The organism is Pseudomonas sp. WS 5411 (genome assembly GCF_012985595.1).
GTDB lineage: Bacteria > Pseudomonadota > Gammaproteobacteria > Pseudomonadales > Pseudomonadaceae > Aquipseudomonas > Aquipseudomonas shahriarae.
Genome location: NZ_JAARMC010000011.1, coordinates 139693 through 153926, shown reverse-complemented (window position 1 = coordinate 153926; position 14234 = coordinate 139693). Strand labels below are relative to the sequence as shown.

Here is a 14234-nt window from a genome sequence, read left to right as displayed (position 1 = left end):
GCGGGCGGTGATGAGTGACCAGTCGTAGCGTGGATAACGCGACGACGTACCCTTGAGACTAGCTGCAACCGCCAAGGTTTAAAGTTCCTTGTCAGACCAAGGCTTGATCGGCACTCTTAAAGATCAAAGCATCACGGATTCCTGGCTGGAGATTGGCTGATGAGCGATATCGATGCACGTTTGCGTGAAGATGTTCACCTGTTGGGTGAATTGCTGGGCAACACGATTCGAGAACAGTACGGTGATGAGTTCCTCGCCAAGATCGAGCAGATTCGCAAGGGCGCCAAGGCCGATCGCCGGGGCGGGACCACGGATGCAGCGGCCGGTGAAGAACTCAGCGCCAGCCTCAACCAGTTGCAGGAAGACGAGCTGCTGCCGGTAGCACGGGCGTTCAACCAGTTCCTCAACCTGGCCAATATCGCCGAGCAGTACCAACTGATTCATCGGCGCGATGAGTCCCAGCCGGCCCCGTTCGAATCGCGGGTGTTGCCCGAGTTGCTGGCGCGGCTGCAGAGTGAGGGCCACAGCAGCGAATCCCTGGCCCGGCAGTTGGCGCGGCTGGAGATCGAACTGGTACTCACTGCCCACCCGACCGAAGTCGCGCGCCGCACCCTGATCCAGAAATACGACGCCATCGCCGCACAACTGGCCTTGCAGGATCACCGTGACCTGACCAGCGCCGAGCGCGAGCAGATTCGCCAGCGCCTGCAACGGCTAATCGCCGAAGCCTGGCACACCGAAGAAATCCGCCGTACCCGGCCCACCCCGGTGGACGAGGCCAAGTGGGGCTTTGCGGTGATCGAGCATTCGCTGTGGCACGCGATCCCCAACTACCTGCGCAAGGCCGATCAAGCCTTGCACGCCGCCACCGGCCTGCGCCTGCCCTTGGAGGCGGCGCCGATCCGCTTCGCTTCGTGGATGGGCGGCGACCGTGACGGCAATCCCAACGTGACGGCGCCGGTGACCCGTGAAGTGCTGCTGCTGGCGCGCTGGATGGCGGCAGATCTGTATTTACGGGATATCGACCACCTGGCCTCGGAACTGTCCATGCAGCAGGCCAGCCCTGAGTTGCAGGCCAAGGTCGGCGATAGCGTCGAACCTTATCGGGCCTTGCTCAAACAACTGCGCGAACGCCTGCGCGCCACCCGCAATTGGGCGCACGCGGCGTTGACCGGCAGCCTCCCGGCGCCGGCCGATGTGCTGCAAAACAATCGTGACCTGCTGGAGCCGCTGGAGCTGTGCTACCAGTCCCTGCACGCCTGCGGCATGGGCGTGATTGCCGACGGCCCGCTCCTCGATTGCCTGCGCCGTGCAGTGACATTCGGCCTGTTCCTGGTACGCCTGGATGTACGCCAGGATTCCAGCCGGCATTCGGCGGCGATGACCGAAATCACCGATTACCTGGGTCTGGGTCGCTATGAGGACTGGGACGAAGACGCGCGCATCACCTTCCTGATGAAGGAGTTGGCCAATCGTCGCCCGTTGTTGCCGGGGTATTTCAAACCTTCGGCCGATACCGCCGAAGTGCTCAATACCTGTAAGGAAATCGCCGCTGCGCCGGCGGCTTCCCTAGGTTCCTACGTCATCTCCATGGCGGGCGCGGCATCCGATGTGCTGGCAGTGCAGTTGTTGCTCAAGGAGTCCGGGGTGCAGCGGCCGATGCGTGTGGTGCCATTGTTCGAGACCCTGGCCGACCTGGACAACGCCGGCCCGGTAATCGAGCGCCTGTTGCTGCTGCCCGGTTATCGCGCGCGCTTGCAAGGCCCGCAGGAAGTGATGATCGGCTATTCGGACTCGGCCAAGGACGCTGGCACCACGGCTGCGGCCTGGGCCCAGTACCGGGCCCAGGAACGCTTGGTGGATATCTGTCGCGAGCAGCAGGTGGAACTGTTGTTGTTCCATGGTCGCGGCGGCACCGTGGGCCGTGGCGGCGGCCCGGCCCATGCGGCGATTCTGTCGCAGCCACCGGGCTCGGTAGCCGGGCGTTTCCGCACCACCGAGCAGGGCGAGATGATTCGTTTCAAGTTCGGCTTGCCGGATATCGCTGAGCAGAACCTCAATCTGTACCTGGCCGCGGTGCTGGAGGCGACCTTGTTGCCACCGCCACCACCGGAGCCGGCCTGGCGCCATTTGATGGATGAATTGGCGGCTGATGGTGTCAGCGCCTATCGCGCGGTGGTGCGGGAAAATCCGCAGTTCGTCGAGTACTTCCGCCAGTCCACCCCCGAGCAGGAACTGGGCCGCTTGCCCCTGGGCAGTCGCCCGGCCAAGCGCCGTGCCGGCGGCATCGAGAGCCTGCGCGCAATCCCGTGGATCTTCGGCTGGACCCAGACCCGCCTGATGCTGCCGGCCTGGCTCGGCTGGGAAGCGGCATTGAGCAAGGCCCTGGAGCGCGGCGAAGGTGAATTGCTGGGGCAGATGCGCGAACAATGGCCGTTCTTCCGCACCCGTATCGACATGCTGGAAATGGTCCTGGCCAAGGCTGACGCCGATATCGCCCGGCTCTATGACCAGCGTCTGGTGCAAGCCGACCTGTTGCCATTGGGTGCGCATTTACGCGACCTATTGTCGCAGGCCTGTGCCGTGGTGCTTGGCCTGACCGGCCAGTCGCAGCTGCTGGCCCATAGCCCCGACACCCTGGAGTTCATCCGCCTGCGCAACACCTACCTCGACCCGTTGCACCTGTTGCAGGCCGAACTGCTGGCCCGCTCCCGCCAGCAGGAAGCGACACAGGACAGCCCTCTGGAACAGGCGCTGCTGGTGTCCGTGGCCGGTATTGCCGCCGGGCTGCGTAACACCGGCTGACATTTCTGGCGTGTTCTCAAGGGCTTGCACACAAAACCGCCGGCTGACCCGAAAGGGCTGTGCCGGCGGTTTTGTGTCCGGGTTGCACCAAGGGATACCGCGACCAAAAGGCTTGTGTGGTGCGGGTTCTTCCGACTTTTGGCGGCTTGTGTGGTTAGGGCTCGCTGTGTATCTTGATCAGCCTTTGGCCGGTTGGGCGGCCTGGATTCGTATTTTTACGAGCATATTCTACGAGATTGGCCCCACGCGGCGAATCCGAGCGTCATCTCTATAAAAAATTGAGGAGCACATCGATGCGCGTCATTCTGCTGGGAGCTCCCGGGGCCGGTAAAGGTACTCAGGCAAAGTTCATCACTGAAAAGTTCGGCATTCCACAAATCTCCACTGGCGACATGCTGCGCGCTGCCGTCAAGGCTGGCACCGAGCTGGGCCTGATCGCCAAGAGCGTGATGGACAGCGGTGGCCTGGTCTCCGACGACCTGATCATCAACCTGGTCAAGGAACGCATCAGCCAGGACGACTGCAAGAACGGTTTCCTGTTCGACGGTTTCCCACGCACCATTCCCCAGGCCGAAGCCCTGGTGAAAGCCGGCGTCGAGCTGGACGCTGTGGTTGAAATCGCCGTTGAAGATGAAGAGATCGTCCAGCGTATCGCCGGTCGCCGTGTTCACGAAGCCTCGGGTCGCGTCTACCACATCGTCTACAACCCGCCAAAAGTGGCTGGCAAGGATGATGTAACCGGTGATGACCTGGTGCAGCGCAAAGACGACACCGAAGAAACCGTGCGTCATCGCTTGTCGGTCTACCACTCCCAGACCAAGCCGCTGGTAGAGTTCTACCAGAAGCTGTCGGCAGCCCAGGGCAAGCCGAAATACAGCCACATCCCGGGCGTTGGCTCGGTGGAAGCCATCACCGCCAAGGTGCTGGAAGCGCTGAACTGATCTGACGATTGGCTTGACGTTCAACGGCCCGCTTGCGGGCCGTTGTTGTTTATACTGGCGCACTTTTTTTCGATTTGGACACCCATACCGATGAGCACCCTGCTGGCCCTGGACACCGCGACTGAAGCTTGCTCCGTTGCCCTGCTGCATAACGGCAAGGTCACGAGCCACTATGAGGTGATCCCGCGCCTGCACGCGCAAAAGCTGCTGCCGATGATCAAGCAGCTATTGCTCGATGCCGGCACCACCCTGTCGGCGGTAGACGCCATCGCCTTTGGCCGCGGCCCGGGTGCATTCACCGGCGTGCGCATCGCCATCGGTGTGGTGCAGGGCCTGGCGTTTGCCCTGGAGCGGCCGGTACTGCCGGTGTCCAACCTCGCCGTGTTGGCCCAGCGCGCGTTGCGTGAACATGGCGCACGCCAGATCGCGGCCGCCATTGATGCGCGGATGGATGAGGTCTATTGGGGCTGCTACCGCGAAACCGCTGGTGAGATGCGCCTGGTCGGCGTCGAGGCCGTGCAGCCGCCCGAGGCCGCCGCGTTGCCGGCCGATGCCAGTGGCGACTGGTTTGGCGCTGGTACGGGGTGGGGTTATGGCGAACGTATCGCCGTGGCCACGGCCGGCCAGGATGCCGGGATGTTGCCCCATGCCGAAGACCTGCTGAGCCTGGCGCGTTTTGCCTGGGAGCGCGGCGAGGCGATCCCGGCTGATCAGGCCGCTCCGGTGTACCTGCGCGATAAAGTGGCACAGACCAAGGCCGAGCGCGGGCTCTAGGCTTATTGCGCTCAGCCTCTAGTGTGGGAGCTGTCGAGCCCCACCGTTGATCGCAGGCAATTCGCGCCAATCGTCAGAATTTGCCCCTGGGTTTAAACCTTTGCCCGTTTATGTGTTCTAGTTATCACCAGAGCATTTGCGTGCCAAGGAAAGTGCCGCTAAATTGCCATCATTGATAGCGGATCTGCATGTATGCGTATAGACGGCTTTTCTACCCAGTCCTACCCCCTCAAGCGCAAGCCACGCAAGGCGAACGTGACGGTAGACGAGTCCGTCGAAGAATCCCCCGACTTTATTGAAGTCCAGCCCGAAACCTCCCAGGGCGCGGCAGTTTCCGCCCGTGCCCAAGGTGCCAGCGGTTCGCGTATCGGCGGCGTTCCGGCCCGCCAGCAAGACATGATCTTCCCGCGCTCCATGAGCAAAAACGTCGCTACGGCCCTGGCCAGCTACCTGACCACTGCCGGCTTTGTCGAATGGGATATGGAAGTGCTGGGTCTCGATATCCACATCTGATGCTGTTGCCTTATTTCCTCGGTTGCCCGTCCTGGAGTGAAAACGCCTGGCGCGAGTACCTGTATCCGCAAGACGCCCGCGCCACGGATTTTCTCGGGCTGTATTGCCAAGTGTTCAATGCCTGCGAAGGCAACACCACCTTCTACGCGCGGCCCTCGGTGGCCACCGTGCAGCGTTGGGCCGAGATCATGCCCGCGCACTTTCGGTTTACCGCCAAATTTCCCGGTGATATCAGCCACAGTGCCGACCTGCGCGAACAGTTGCCCGCCGCCGAAAGCTTTCTTGGGTTGATGAGCCCGCTGGGCGAGCGGGTGTCGCCGTTGTGGCTGCAACTGCCGGCCAGCTTCACCCCGCAGCGGCTGGGGGAGCTGGCAGGGTTTATCGACGGTCTGGAGCGTCCGTTGGCGGTGGAGGTGCGTCATCGTGAGTTCTTCGCCAAGGGTGACGCCGAGCGCAGCCTCAACCGCCTGCTGCGTGATCGCGGGGTCGAGCGTATCTGCCTGGATCCACGAGCTTTGTTCAGTTGCACGTCGACTTCGGCAGCGGTGCTCCACGCCCAATCGAAAAAGCCCAAGGTACCTCCCCGGCCAGCGGCGTTGACCCAGTTTCCCCAGGTACGCTTTATCGGCCACCCGGACCTGGAAGCCAACGACCCGTTCCTCGTGCCGTGGCTTGAGAAAGTCGCTGGCTGGATTGAGGAGGGGCGCACGCCTTACGTGTTCCTGCACACCTCGGATAACCGCCTGGCGGCCCAACTGGCCATACGCTTTCATCAGCAATTGATGGAGCGGTTGCCGGGGTTGCCGGCGCTGGCGCAGTTGCATCGGGAGCCCGCGGTGGAGCAACTGGGGTTACTCTAGGGTTCTTTTGTGCCTGGAGTCAGTCATGGATGCCCAAACCCTTCGCGCCGAATCCTTTCGAGCCCTGCACGAGCGTGATCGTGCATTCGTGATGCCCAACCCGTGGGACGCCGGTTCCGCCAAGATGCTCGCCAGCCTCGGTTTTGAAGCCCTGGCCACTACCAGCGCGGGTTTTGCCTTCAGTCTGGGGCGCCCGGATGCTGAAGGCGCGCTATCGCTGGAGGATACTCTGGGCAACGCCGGGATGATCGTTCAGGCCACCGCGCTGCCGGTGGCGGCGGACCTGGAAAACGGCTTCAGCGATACGCCTCAAGGTTGTGCCCAAAGCCTGTTGCGGGCAGCCGCTACCGGCATCGTCGGCGGTTCTATCGAAGACGCTACCGGGATTGCGGTCGACCCGATCTACCCCTTTGATCTGTCTGTTGAACGCATCGAGGCTGCCGTCGCTGCGGCACGCAGCTTGCCATTTCCCTTCATGCTGACGGCCCGTGCGGAAAACCTCCTACATGGTCGCCTGGATTTTCCCGACACTATTCGCCGTTTGCAGGCCTACGCCGAAGCGGGTGCCGACGTGCTGTATGCCCCGGGCCTGCGCAGTGCTGAGGAAGTATTGGCGGTGGTGCGGGCGGTGGCGCCAAAACCGGTGAATGTGTTGATGTCAGGTGGTCTCAAGCTCTCGGTGGCGCAACTGAGCGAGATGGGCGTCAAGCGCATCAGCGTCGGCTCGGCCATGGCCCTGGCGGCCTATGGGGAGTTCTTCAGGGCCGCGCGGGAGGTTCAGGAGCTGGGAACCTTCACCTTTACCGAGCGCTCGATGCCGTTCAGCCAGGCAAATCAGTTGTGCAAGGGTTGAGACGTGGCTTTTTTCAAAGTGTTGGGTGTGTTGCTGCTACTCGCGGGTGGCCTACTCGTAGGTATCTGGCGCGGCTGGGTGCCGCTGCCCGCCGAGTGGAACCCCTGGGCGCCCTTGGATGTGCAAGCTGCGCCTAACCTGCTGACCCGCTTCAAACTGGGGCGCTTGCAGGACGATCCCACCCTGTGCGACCAGGTGCTGAAAACCTCCGGGTTGCGGGTCAGCCATCAAGCGGACAGCCCGACGGATGCGGCTTGCCCATTGCGCAACACGTTGCGGGTTCAGGGCGCGGAGGTGGGGTTGAGCAGCAGTTTTCTCGCCAGTTGCCCCTTGGCGGTGGCGTTTGCCCTGTTCGAGCGCCACAGCTTGCAGCCGGCTGCCCAGGCGGTGTTTGGCCAGGCGGTGACGCGGGTCGATCACCTCGGCAGTTTTGCCTGCCGCAACATGTATGGGCGGGCTGAAGGGCGACTCAGCCAGCATGCCTCGGCCAATGCCCTGGACATTGCCGGGTTTCGCCTGGCGGATGGGCGCAGCATCAATGTGTTGAAGGATTGGCCAGGAGAGGGTGCCAGCGCACGCTTTCTGCGGCAGGTGCGCGACAGTGCGTGCAATGATTTCAACGTGGTCTTGAGCCCGGATTACAACGCCGCCCATCGCAACCATTTCCATTTGGATATGGGGCGTTGGTGGGTGTGCCGCTAAGGGTCAGGCCGCCAGGCGCAGGTTGTTGAGGATCAATGGGCGGGCCCAGCCGCAATCGAAGTCCAGGGCCTTTTGCTGTTGCACCAGTTCCTCGTCGGGGTATGGCTCGGCCGCCGGTGGCAGCAGGTCCAGTTCGAATTCGGCAATCGGCAGGAACAGCGGCTTGGGTTGCGGCGCCGGGCCTGGCTCGGGCAATGGCTGGCCGGCGGTCAGGACGATCGGCCGTACCCAGCCACTCTCGAAGTTCTGCTGGCGTTGCTGGGCAACGATTTCATCCTCCGGGAACGGCACGGCCGCCGGTGGCAGCAGGTCCAGTTCGAACTCGGCAATCGGCAGGAACAGTGGCTCAGGCGGGGCGATCTCGGTGTCTTGGACATCGCAATGACGCTGGGTGACGATTTGCGTCAGCAGGTCGCTGCCGGCGCTGGGTTCGACCGAGGCATCCACCGGCACCGGATCGGCGGCCAGCTGCGCACCTGGCTCCTGGCCAAGCTGCTCGGCCAACGCCCGGGCGAAGAAGTCCTGCCACACATGACTGACGCCGGCCAGCGCTTGGGTATTGCGCAGGCCGAAGTGGTTGTGGGTCGGCAGGACACCGGTGAATAGGGAATGAATGTCTGACATTTCTCTCGGTCGACGCTCAGGGTCTGGCAAAATGCCTGATCCTTTTTTATCGGCCGCTGTTTGCCGATCCTTAATATTTTTGAGCGTAGTAAACGATGAGCGAACAACCCGCGGCCAGCCGCATTCGGGTCGAGGCCTTGGCCGACGGTTTTCAGGCCCGTGCCCAGCACTGGGCCGAGCAGCTCGGTTTGCCTGTGCAACTGGCGGACGCCGATTTTGCCCTGCAAGTGGGTGAGCATGGCCTGCAGCTGCAACAGCTGGGCCCGGATGCGCCTGGCCCGGTGCGAGTGGATTTTGTCGAGGGCGGTGCTGCCCATCGGCGGCTCTATGGGGGTGGCAGCGGGCAGATGATTGCCAAGGCGGTGGGGGTCTCTCAAGGCGTGCGCCCGCGAGTGCTGGATGCCACGGCCGGCCTGGGTAAGGATGCCTTCGTGCTGGCCAGCCTGGGCTGCGAGATGAGCCTGATCGAACGTCAGCCGTTGATCGGTGCCTTGCTCGAAGATGGTCTGGCGCGTGGGGCGGAGGATTTTGAAGTGGCGCCGATTGTTGCGCGGATGACCCTGCTCAAGGGCAATTCCATCGAGGTGATGCGTAATTGGGAAGGTGAGCCGCCGCAGGTGATCTACCTCGACCCAATGTTTCCCCATCGGGAGAAAACCGCCCTGGTGAAGAAGGAAATGCGCCTGTTCCGCCCGCTGGTGGGTGACGATCCGGATGCCCCGGCATTGCTCGCGGCGGCCTTGGCCCTGGCCAGCCACCGGGTGGTGGTGAAGCGCCCACGCAAGGCGCCGTGCATTGAGGGGCCCAAGCCGAGCCATGCGCTGGATGGCAAATCCAGCCGGTACGATATTTATCCCAAGAAAGCGCTCAAGGCCGGTACGCCCGCATAAACAATCCCACCACTTCCTGCACATGCTCCTCGGCGGCCGCTTCGCTCAAGCGTTCGCCGCAGCCATACAGCAAGCAGAAGTTTGCCGTGCCCTTGAGCAGGCAAAAGAAGTGCTCGGCTGCGGTAAATGGCTTGTCGATGCGCAATGCGCCACTTTGATTGATCTTGCCCAGCAGGCGCTCCATGCCCTGCAACATCCGCATGGGGCCGGCTTCGAAGAAGATCTGCGACAGCTTCGGATCCTGATTGCCTGAGGTCATCATCAGGCGATGCAGGTTCACCGATTCCTCGCTGTTGATCAGCAGGTGAAAGCCTCGGGCGATGTTCAGCAGCACCTTCTCCACTGGCACGTCGTCCGGCAACTCGAAATACATCACCGGCAGTTGTGCTTCGCACTTGGCTTCGACGGCGGCGGTGAACAGCGTTTCCTTGTCGGTGAAGTGGCTGTAGACCGTCAGTTTCGACACGCCAGCCTCAACGGCCACGGCATCCATGCTGGTACTCGCGTAACCATTGCTCAAAAACAGGATTTTCGCCGCGTCGAGGATTGCCTGGCGTTTTGCCATGTCCTTGGGACGCCCGGGGCTATTGGTGTTTACAGGATTGTCGGACATTTTCACTTTAATACTGGACTGGTGAGTTTGGTATTAATAACATACTGGCCAGTATAATTACTCCAAGCACCATTTGCGAAAGGTCCTTCAGCATGCGCAGCATTTTCCTGCACCTCGCGTTGCCTGCCAGCCTTGCTCTTTTATTGGCTGCCTGCGGCCATGAAGAAGCGGCCCAAACCACCGTCCGCCCGGCCATGGTGGTGCAGCCACAGCCCTCGGCGCTGGCAATGGACAGTTATCCAGGCGAGGTTCGCGCCCGTTATGAGCCGGACCTGGCCTTTCGCATTGGTGGCAAAGTCAGTCGCCGGCTGGTGGAGGAGGGCGAGCGCGTCAAGGCCAACCAGCCGCTGGCAGAACTCGATCCCCAGGATGTACGCCTGCAACTGCAGGCCACCCGTGCCCAGGTCACGGCAGCCGAGGCCAACCTGAGCCTGGTGCGGGCCGAGCGTGATCGCTACAAGACCCTGATGGACCGTCAGATGGTCAGCCGTTCCCAGTACGACAATTCCGAAAACCTCTACCGTTCTGGTGTCGCACGCCTGCAGCAGATCAAGGCTGAATTCGACGTGGCCAACAACCAGGCCGGCTATGCCGTGCTGCGCGCGCCCCAGGATGGCGTGGTCGCCAAGCGTGCAGTGGAAGTCGGGCAAGTGGTGTCGGCCGGGCAGACCGTGTTCACCCTGGCCACCGATGGCGAGCGTGAAGTGTTGATCAGCTTCCCGGAGCAGAGCTTCGGTCGCTTCAAGGTCGGCCAGCCGGTCTCCGTGGAGCTGTGGAGCCAGCCCGACCAACGCTTCGAGGGGCGCATTCGCGAGCTGTCGCCGGCGGCCGATCCCAAGTCGCGCACCTTCGCCGCCCGTGTCGCCTTCAACGCCGGTAAAGTCCCGGCGGAGCTGGGGCAGAGCGCGCGGGTCTTTATCCAGGCCGACGGCGTGATTCCGTTATCGGTACCGCTGTCTGCCCTCAGCGCAGAGAACGGCGCGTCCTACGTCTGGTTGGTCAAGCCGGATAACACCCTCAAGCGCACGGCGGTGCGCATCGGCGCGTTCGGCGAAAAAAGCGTACCGGTGCTTGAAGGCCTGAGCCCCTCCGACTGGGTGATTGCCGCCGGTGTCCATGTGCTCCATGAGGGCCAGCAAGTACGCCCGGTGGATCGCTCCAACCGGGTGGTGAATCTGGCGGCCAACAAGGAGTAGTCCCCGATGGGTTTCAATCTTTCCGAATGGGCGTTGCGCAATCGCCAGATCGTCCTGTTCCTGATGCTGCTGCTGGCCGTCGTCGGTACGTTGTCCTACACCAAGCTGGGGCAAAGTGAAGACCCGCCGTTCACCTTCAAAGCCATGGTCATCAAGACCAACTGGCCAGGGGCCACGGCCCAGGAAGTCTCGCGCCAGGTCACCGAGCGCATTGAAAAGAAGCTAATGGAAACCGGCGAGTACGAGCGCATTGTCTCGTTCTCCCGCCCGGGCGAATCCCAGGTCACGTTTATTGCGCGGGACTCGATGCACTCGGCGCAGATTCCCGACCTGTGGTACCAGGTGCGCAAGAAGATCAGCGATATCCGCCAGACCCTGCCACCGGACATCCAGGGCCCGTTCTTCAACGACGAATTCGGCACCACCTTTGGCAATATCTACGCCCTGACCGGCGAGGGTTTTGACTACGCGGTGCTCAAGGACTACGCCGACCGCATCCAGATCCAGCTGCAACGGGTGCCGGATGTGGGCAAGGTCGATCTGCTGGGGTTGCAGGACGAGAAGATCTGGATCGAGCTGTCCAACCTCAAGCTCGCCACCCTCGGCCTGCCCCTGGCGGCGGTGCAGCAGGCGTTGCAGGAGCAGAACGCGGTGTCCACCGCCGGGTTCTTTGAGACCCCGAGCGAGCGCGTGCAACTGCGGGTGTCGGGTAACTTCAAGACGGTCGAAGAGATCCGCAATTTCCCGATCCGCGTCGGCGACCGCACCTTCCGCATCGGCGATGTGGCCGAGATTCACCGGGGCTTCAACGACCCACCGGCGCCACGTATGCGCTATATGGGTGACGACGCAATCGGCCTGGCCGTGGCCATGCGCGATGGTGGCGATATCCTGGTACTGGGCAAGGCCCTGGAGGGCGAGTTCGCACGCCTGCAGAAGAACCTTCCGGCAGGCATGGAACTGCGCAAGGTATCGGACCAGCCGGCTGCGGTGAAGACCAGCGTGGGCGAATTCGTCCAGGTCTTGGCCGAGGCCTTGGCGATTGTATTGCTGGTGAGTTTCTTCTCCCTCGGTGTGCGCACCGGCATGGTGGTGGCACTGGCGATTCCGCTGGTGTTGGCGATGACGTTTGCCTGCATGTATTACCTGGGGATCGGCCTGCACAAGATTTCCCTGGGGGCGCTGGTCCTGGCCCTGGGCCTGTTGGTGGACGACGCGATCATCGCCGTGGAAATGATGGCGATCAAAATGGAGCAGGGCTACGACCGTCTCAAGGCAGCCAGTTTCGCCTGGACCAGTACGGCGTTTCCGATGCTCACCGGTACGCTGATCACCGCAGCCGGCTTCCTGCCGATTGCCACCGCGCAATCGAGTACCGGCGAATACACCCGCTCGATCTTTCAGGTGGTGACCATCGCGCTGCTGGCCTCGTGGGTCGCCGCTGTGGTGTTTGTGCCGTATCTGGGGGAAAAGCTCCTGCCGGATCTGGCGAAAATTCATGCGGCCAAGCACGGTACTGATGGGCCGGATCCGTACGGTACGCCGTTCTACCAGCGCGTACGCCGCTGGGTGGAGTGGTGCGTGCGTCGCCGCAAAACCGTGATTGTGCTGACGGTGCTGCTGTTTATCGGCTCGGTGGCGCTGTTCCGTTTTGTCCCGCAACAATTCTTCCCGGCGTCCGGACGCCTGGAACTGATGGTCGACCTGAAACTGGCGGAAGGCGCCTCCCTGAGCAGCACCGCCGAGCAGGTCAAGCGTCTCGAAGGCTTGCTCAAGGCGCATGAGGGGATCGAAAACTACGTGGCCTATGTCGGCACCGGCTCACCGCGCTTCTACCTGCCCCTGGACCAGCAACTGCCGGCGGCCAGCTTTGCCCAGTTTGTGGTGTTGGCCAAGACCATCGAGGAGCGCGAAACCCTGCGCACCTGGTTGATCGAAACCCTCAACGAGCAATTCCCCGACCTGCGTTCGCGGGTCACCCGCCTGGAGAACGGCCCGCCGGTTGGTTACCCGGTGCAGTTCCGCGTGACCGGCGAGCACATCGAAGAAGTACGTGCCCTGGCGCGCAAGGTCGCGGCCAAAGTGCGTGAGAACAGCCACGTGGCCAACGTGCATCTGGACTGGGAAGAGCCGAGCAAGATCGTCTACCTCAATGTCGACCAGGACCGCGCCCGGGCCTTGGGCGTGAGCACCGCCAACCTGTCGAAATTCCTCCAGAGCTCCCTGACCGGCTCCAGCGTCAGCCAATACCGGGAAGACAACGAGTTGATCGAAATCCTCCTGCGCGGCACCGTGCATGAGCGCACCGAATTGTCGCTGCTGCCGAGCCTGGCGGTGCCGACCGACAACGGCACCAGCGTGGCGCTGTCGCAGATCGCCACCCTGGAATATGGCTTCGAGGAAGGCATTATCTGGCACCGCAACCGCCTGCCAACGGTGACTGTACGTGCTGATATCTACGGCAAGGAGCAACCGGCGACCCTGGTCCAGCAGATCCTGCCGACCCTGGCAGATGTACGTGCCGAATTGCCGGACGGTTACCTGCTGGACGTGGGCGGCACCGTGGAAGACTCCGCCCGAGGGCAGAACTCGGTGAAGGCCGGGGTGCCGCTGTTTATCGTGGTGGTGCTGACCTTGCTGATGCTGCAACTGCGCAGCTTCTCGCGCACTGCCATGGTGTTCCTGACCGCGCCGCTGGGGCTGATCGGGGTGACGCTGTTCCTGCTGGTGTTCCGCCAGCCGTTTGGCTTCGTGGCCATGTTGGGGACCATCGCGTTGTCGGGGATGATCATGCGTAACTCGGTGATCCTGGTGGACCAGATCGAGCAGGACATCAAGGCGGGCCTGGAGCCTTGGCAGGCGATTATCGAAGCCACCGTGCGGCGCTTCCGGCCGATTGTGCTGACGGCCCTGGCGGCGGTGTTGGCGATGATCCCGCTGTCGCGCAGTGTGTTTTTCGGGCCGATGGCGGTGGCGATCATGGGTGGGTTGATTGTGGCGACGGCGTTGACGCTGCTGTTTTTGCCGGCGCTGTATGCGGCGTGGTTCCGGGTCAAGCCGCGCTCGGCATAAGCCTGCGTGAATCGGCTACGCGGTTTAGGAACCTTTTCCTGCGTGTTTGCCACTTAGGGGTACCTGAGTTACAGGTACCTTCTTCTGGCAACGGGGTTGTTACAGAACAAGGCTTTATCAACCTGCGAGGAATTACCTATGGGTTTATTTGCAATGGGTGGTGTAGGTATAGGTCTGGGCATGATGCCGATGATGGCCTTCAAAATGGGCAAGCGCGGTAAATCCAAATGCAAGCCTCCGCCCTGCCACCACCACCACGCTCAACCGCCGCAGTTCTCCAGTACCATCAAGTACGAGGGAAAAATCAGCTACAGCTGATGGTAGTAAGGGGCAGGTCCGCTGGGCAATAACACCAACGCCCCAATTATTCGGGGCGTTGTTGTTTGTTACC

General features: G+C 62.3%; 13 protein-coding genes. 11 read left to right on the top strand and 2 right to left on the bottom strand.

What is annotated here, in order from left to right:
- Nucleotides 1-159 precede the first annotated feature (159 nt).
- The 7 genes from ppc to HBR93_RS16885 all read left to right on the top strand — a co-directional run bounded on the left by ppc (nucleotide 160) and on the right by HBR93_RS16885 (nucleotide 7448).
- Nucleotides 160-2805 carry a phosphoenolpyruvate carboxylase gene (gene ppc, locus HBR93_RS16915; RefSeq protein WP_057441780.1) on the top strand — a complete coding sequence of 882 codons (2646 nt, stop codon included), beginning with the start codon at nucleotides 160-162 and terminating at the stop codon, nucleotides 2803-2805.
- A gap of 293 nt (nucleotides 2806-3098) precedes the next feature.
- Nucleotides 3099-3746, top strand: coding sequence for an adenylate kinase (gene adk / locus HBR93_RS16910; protein ID WP_057441778.1), 648 nt, complete (start codon nucleotides 3099-3101; stop codon nucleotides 3744-3746).
- Between the two features lie 90 nt (nucleotides 3747-3836).
- The gene (gene tsaB / locus HBR93_RS16905) at nucleotides 3837-4520 is read left to right on the top strand and encodes a tRNA (adenosine(37)-N6)-threonylcarbamoyltransferase complex dimerization subunit type 1 TsaB (protein WP_169960726.1); all 684 of its coding nucleotides are present in this window, start codon (nucleotides 3837-3839) and stop codon (nucleotides 4518-4520) included.
- A 192-nt stretch (nucleotides 4521-4712) separates the two neighbouring features.
- Entirely contained in the window at nucleotides 4713-5033 is a 321-nt protein-coding gene (locus HBR93_RS16900; protein ID WP_057441774.1) for a hypothetical protein, read from the top strand.
- Nucleotides 5033-5893 carry a DUF72 domain-containing protein gene (locus HBR93_RS16895; protein ID WP_057441772.1) on the top strand — a complete coding sequence of 287 codons (861 nt, stop codon included), beginning with the start codon at nucleotides 5033-5035 and terminating at the stop codon, nucleotides 5891-5893. Before HBR93_RS16900 ends, HBR93_RS16895 begins: the two co-directional genes overlap by 1 nt.
- A gap of 25 nt (nucleotides 5894-5918) precedes the next feature.
- The gene (locus HBR93_RS16890; RefSeq protein ID WP_057441771.1) at nucleotides 5919-6746 is read left to right on the top strand and encodes an isocitrate lyase/phosphoenolpyruvate mutase family protein; all 828 of its coding nucleotides are present in this window, start codon (nucleotides 5919-5921) and stop codon (nucleotides 6744-6746) included.
- 3 nt (nucleotides 6747-6749) lie between these two features.
- Nucleotides 6750-7448 (top strand): extensin family protein, encoded by a 699-nt coding sequence (locus HBR93_RS16885; RefSeq protein WP_169960725.1) that lies wholly within the window; start codon nucleotides 6750-6752, stop codon nucleotides 7446-7448.
- A gap of 3 nt (nucleotides 7449-7451) precedes the next feature.
- Here the strand turns inward: HBR93_RS16885 and HBR93_RS16880 are convergent, their stop codons facing one another.
- Nucleotides 7452-8072: a hypothetical protein gene (locus tag HBR93_RS16880; RefSeq protein WP_057958677.1), complete on the bottom strand. Its 621-nt coding sequence runs from the start codon at nucleotides 8070-8072 to the stop codon at nucleotides 7452-7454.
- Between the two features lie 95 nt (nucleotides 8073-8167).
- Between HBR93_RS16880 and HBR93_RS16875 the strand changes: the two genes are divergently transcribed.
- The gene (locus HBR93_RS16875) at nucleotides 8168-8962 is read left to right on the top strand and encodes a class I SAM-dependent methyltransferase (RefSeq protein WP_057958678.1); all 795 of its coding nucleotides are present in this window, start codon (nucleotides 8168-8170) and stop codon (nucleotides 8960-8962) included.
- On the opposite strand, the gene HBR93_RS16870 is transcribed toward HBR93_RS16875, so the two are convergent.
- Nucleotides 8940-9575: a TetR/AcrR family transcriptional regulator gene (locus tag HBR93_RS16870; protein WP_057958679.1), complete on the bottom strand. Its 636-nt coding sequence runs from the start codon at nucleotides 9573-9575 to the stop codon at nucleotides 8940-8942. The genes HBR93_RS16875 and HBR93_RS16870 overlap by 23 nt on opposite strands.
- Nucleotides 9576-9667: 92 nt before the next feature.
- On the opposite strand from HBR93_RS16870, the gene HBR93_RS16865 reads away from it, so the two are divergent.
- The 3 genes from HBR93_RS16865 to HBR93_RS16855 all read left to right on the top strand — a co-directional run bounded on the left by HBR93_RS16865 (nucleotide 9668) and on the right by HBR93_RS16855 (nucleotide 14161).
- Nucleotides 9668-10771 carry an efflux RND transporter periplasmic adaptor subunit gene (locus HBR93_RS16865; protein WP_057958680.1) on the top strand — a complete coding sequence of 368 codons (1104 nt, stop codon included), beginning with the start codon at nucleotides 9668-9670 and terminating at the stop codon, nucleotides 10769-10771.
- A 6-nt stretch (nucleotides 10772-10777) separates the two neighbouring features.
- Nucleotides 10778-13843 carry an efflux RND transporter permease subunit gene (locus HBR93_RS16860; protein ID WP_169960724.1) on the top strand — a complete coding sequence of 1022 codons (3066 nt, stop codon included), beginning with the start codon at nucleotides 10778-10780 and terminating at the stop codon, nucleotides 13841-13843.
- A gap of 138 nt (nucleotides 13844-13981) precedes the next feature.
- Nucleotides 13982-14161 carry a hypothetical protein gene (locus HBR93_RS16855; protein WP_169960723.1) on the top strand — a complete coding sequence of 60 codons (180 nt, stop codon included), beginning with the start codon at nucleotides 13982-13984 and terminating at the stop codon, nucleotides 14159-14161.
- Nucleotides 14162-14234: the final 73 nt, after the last annotated feature.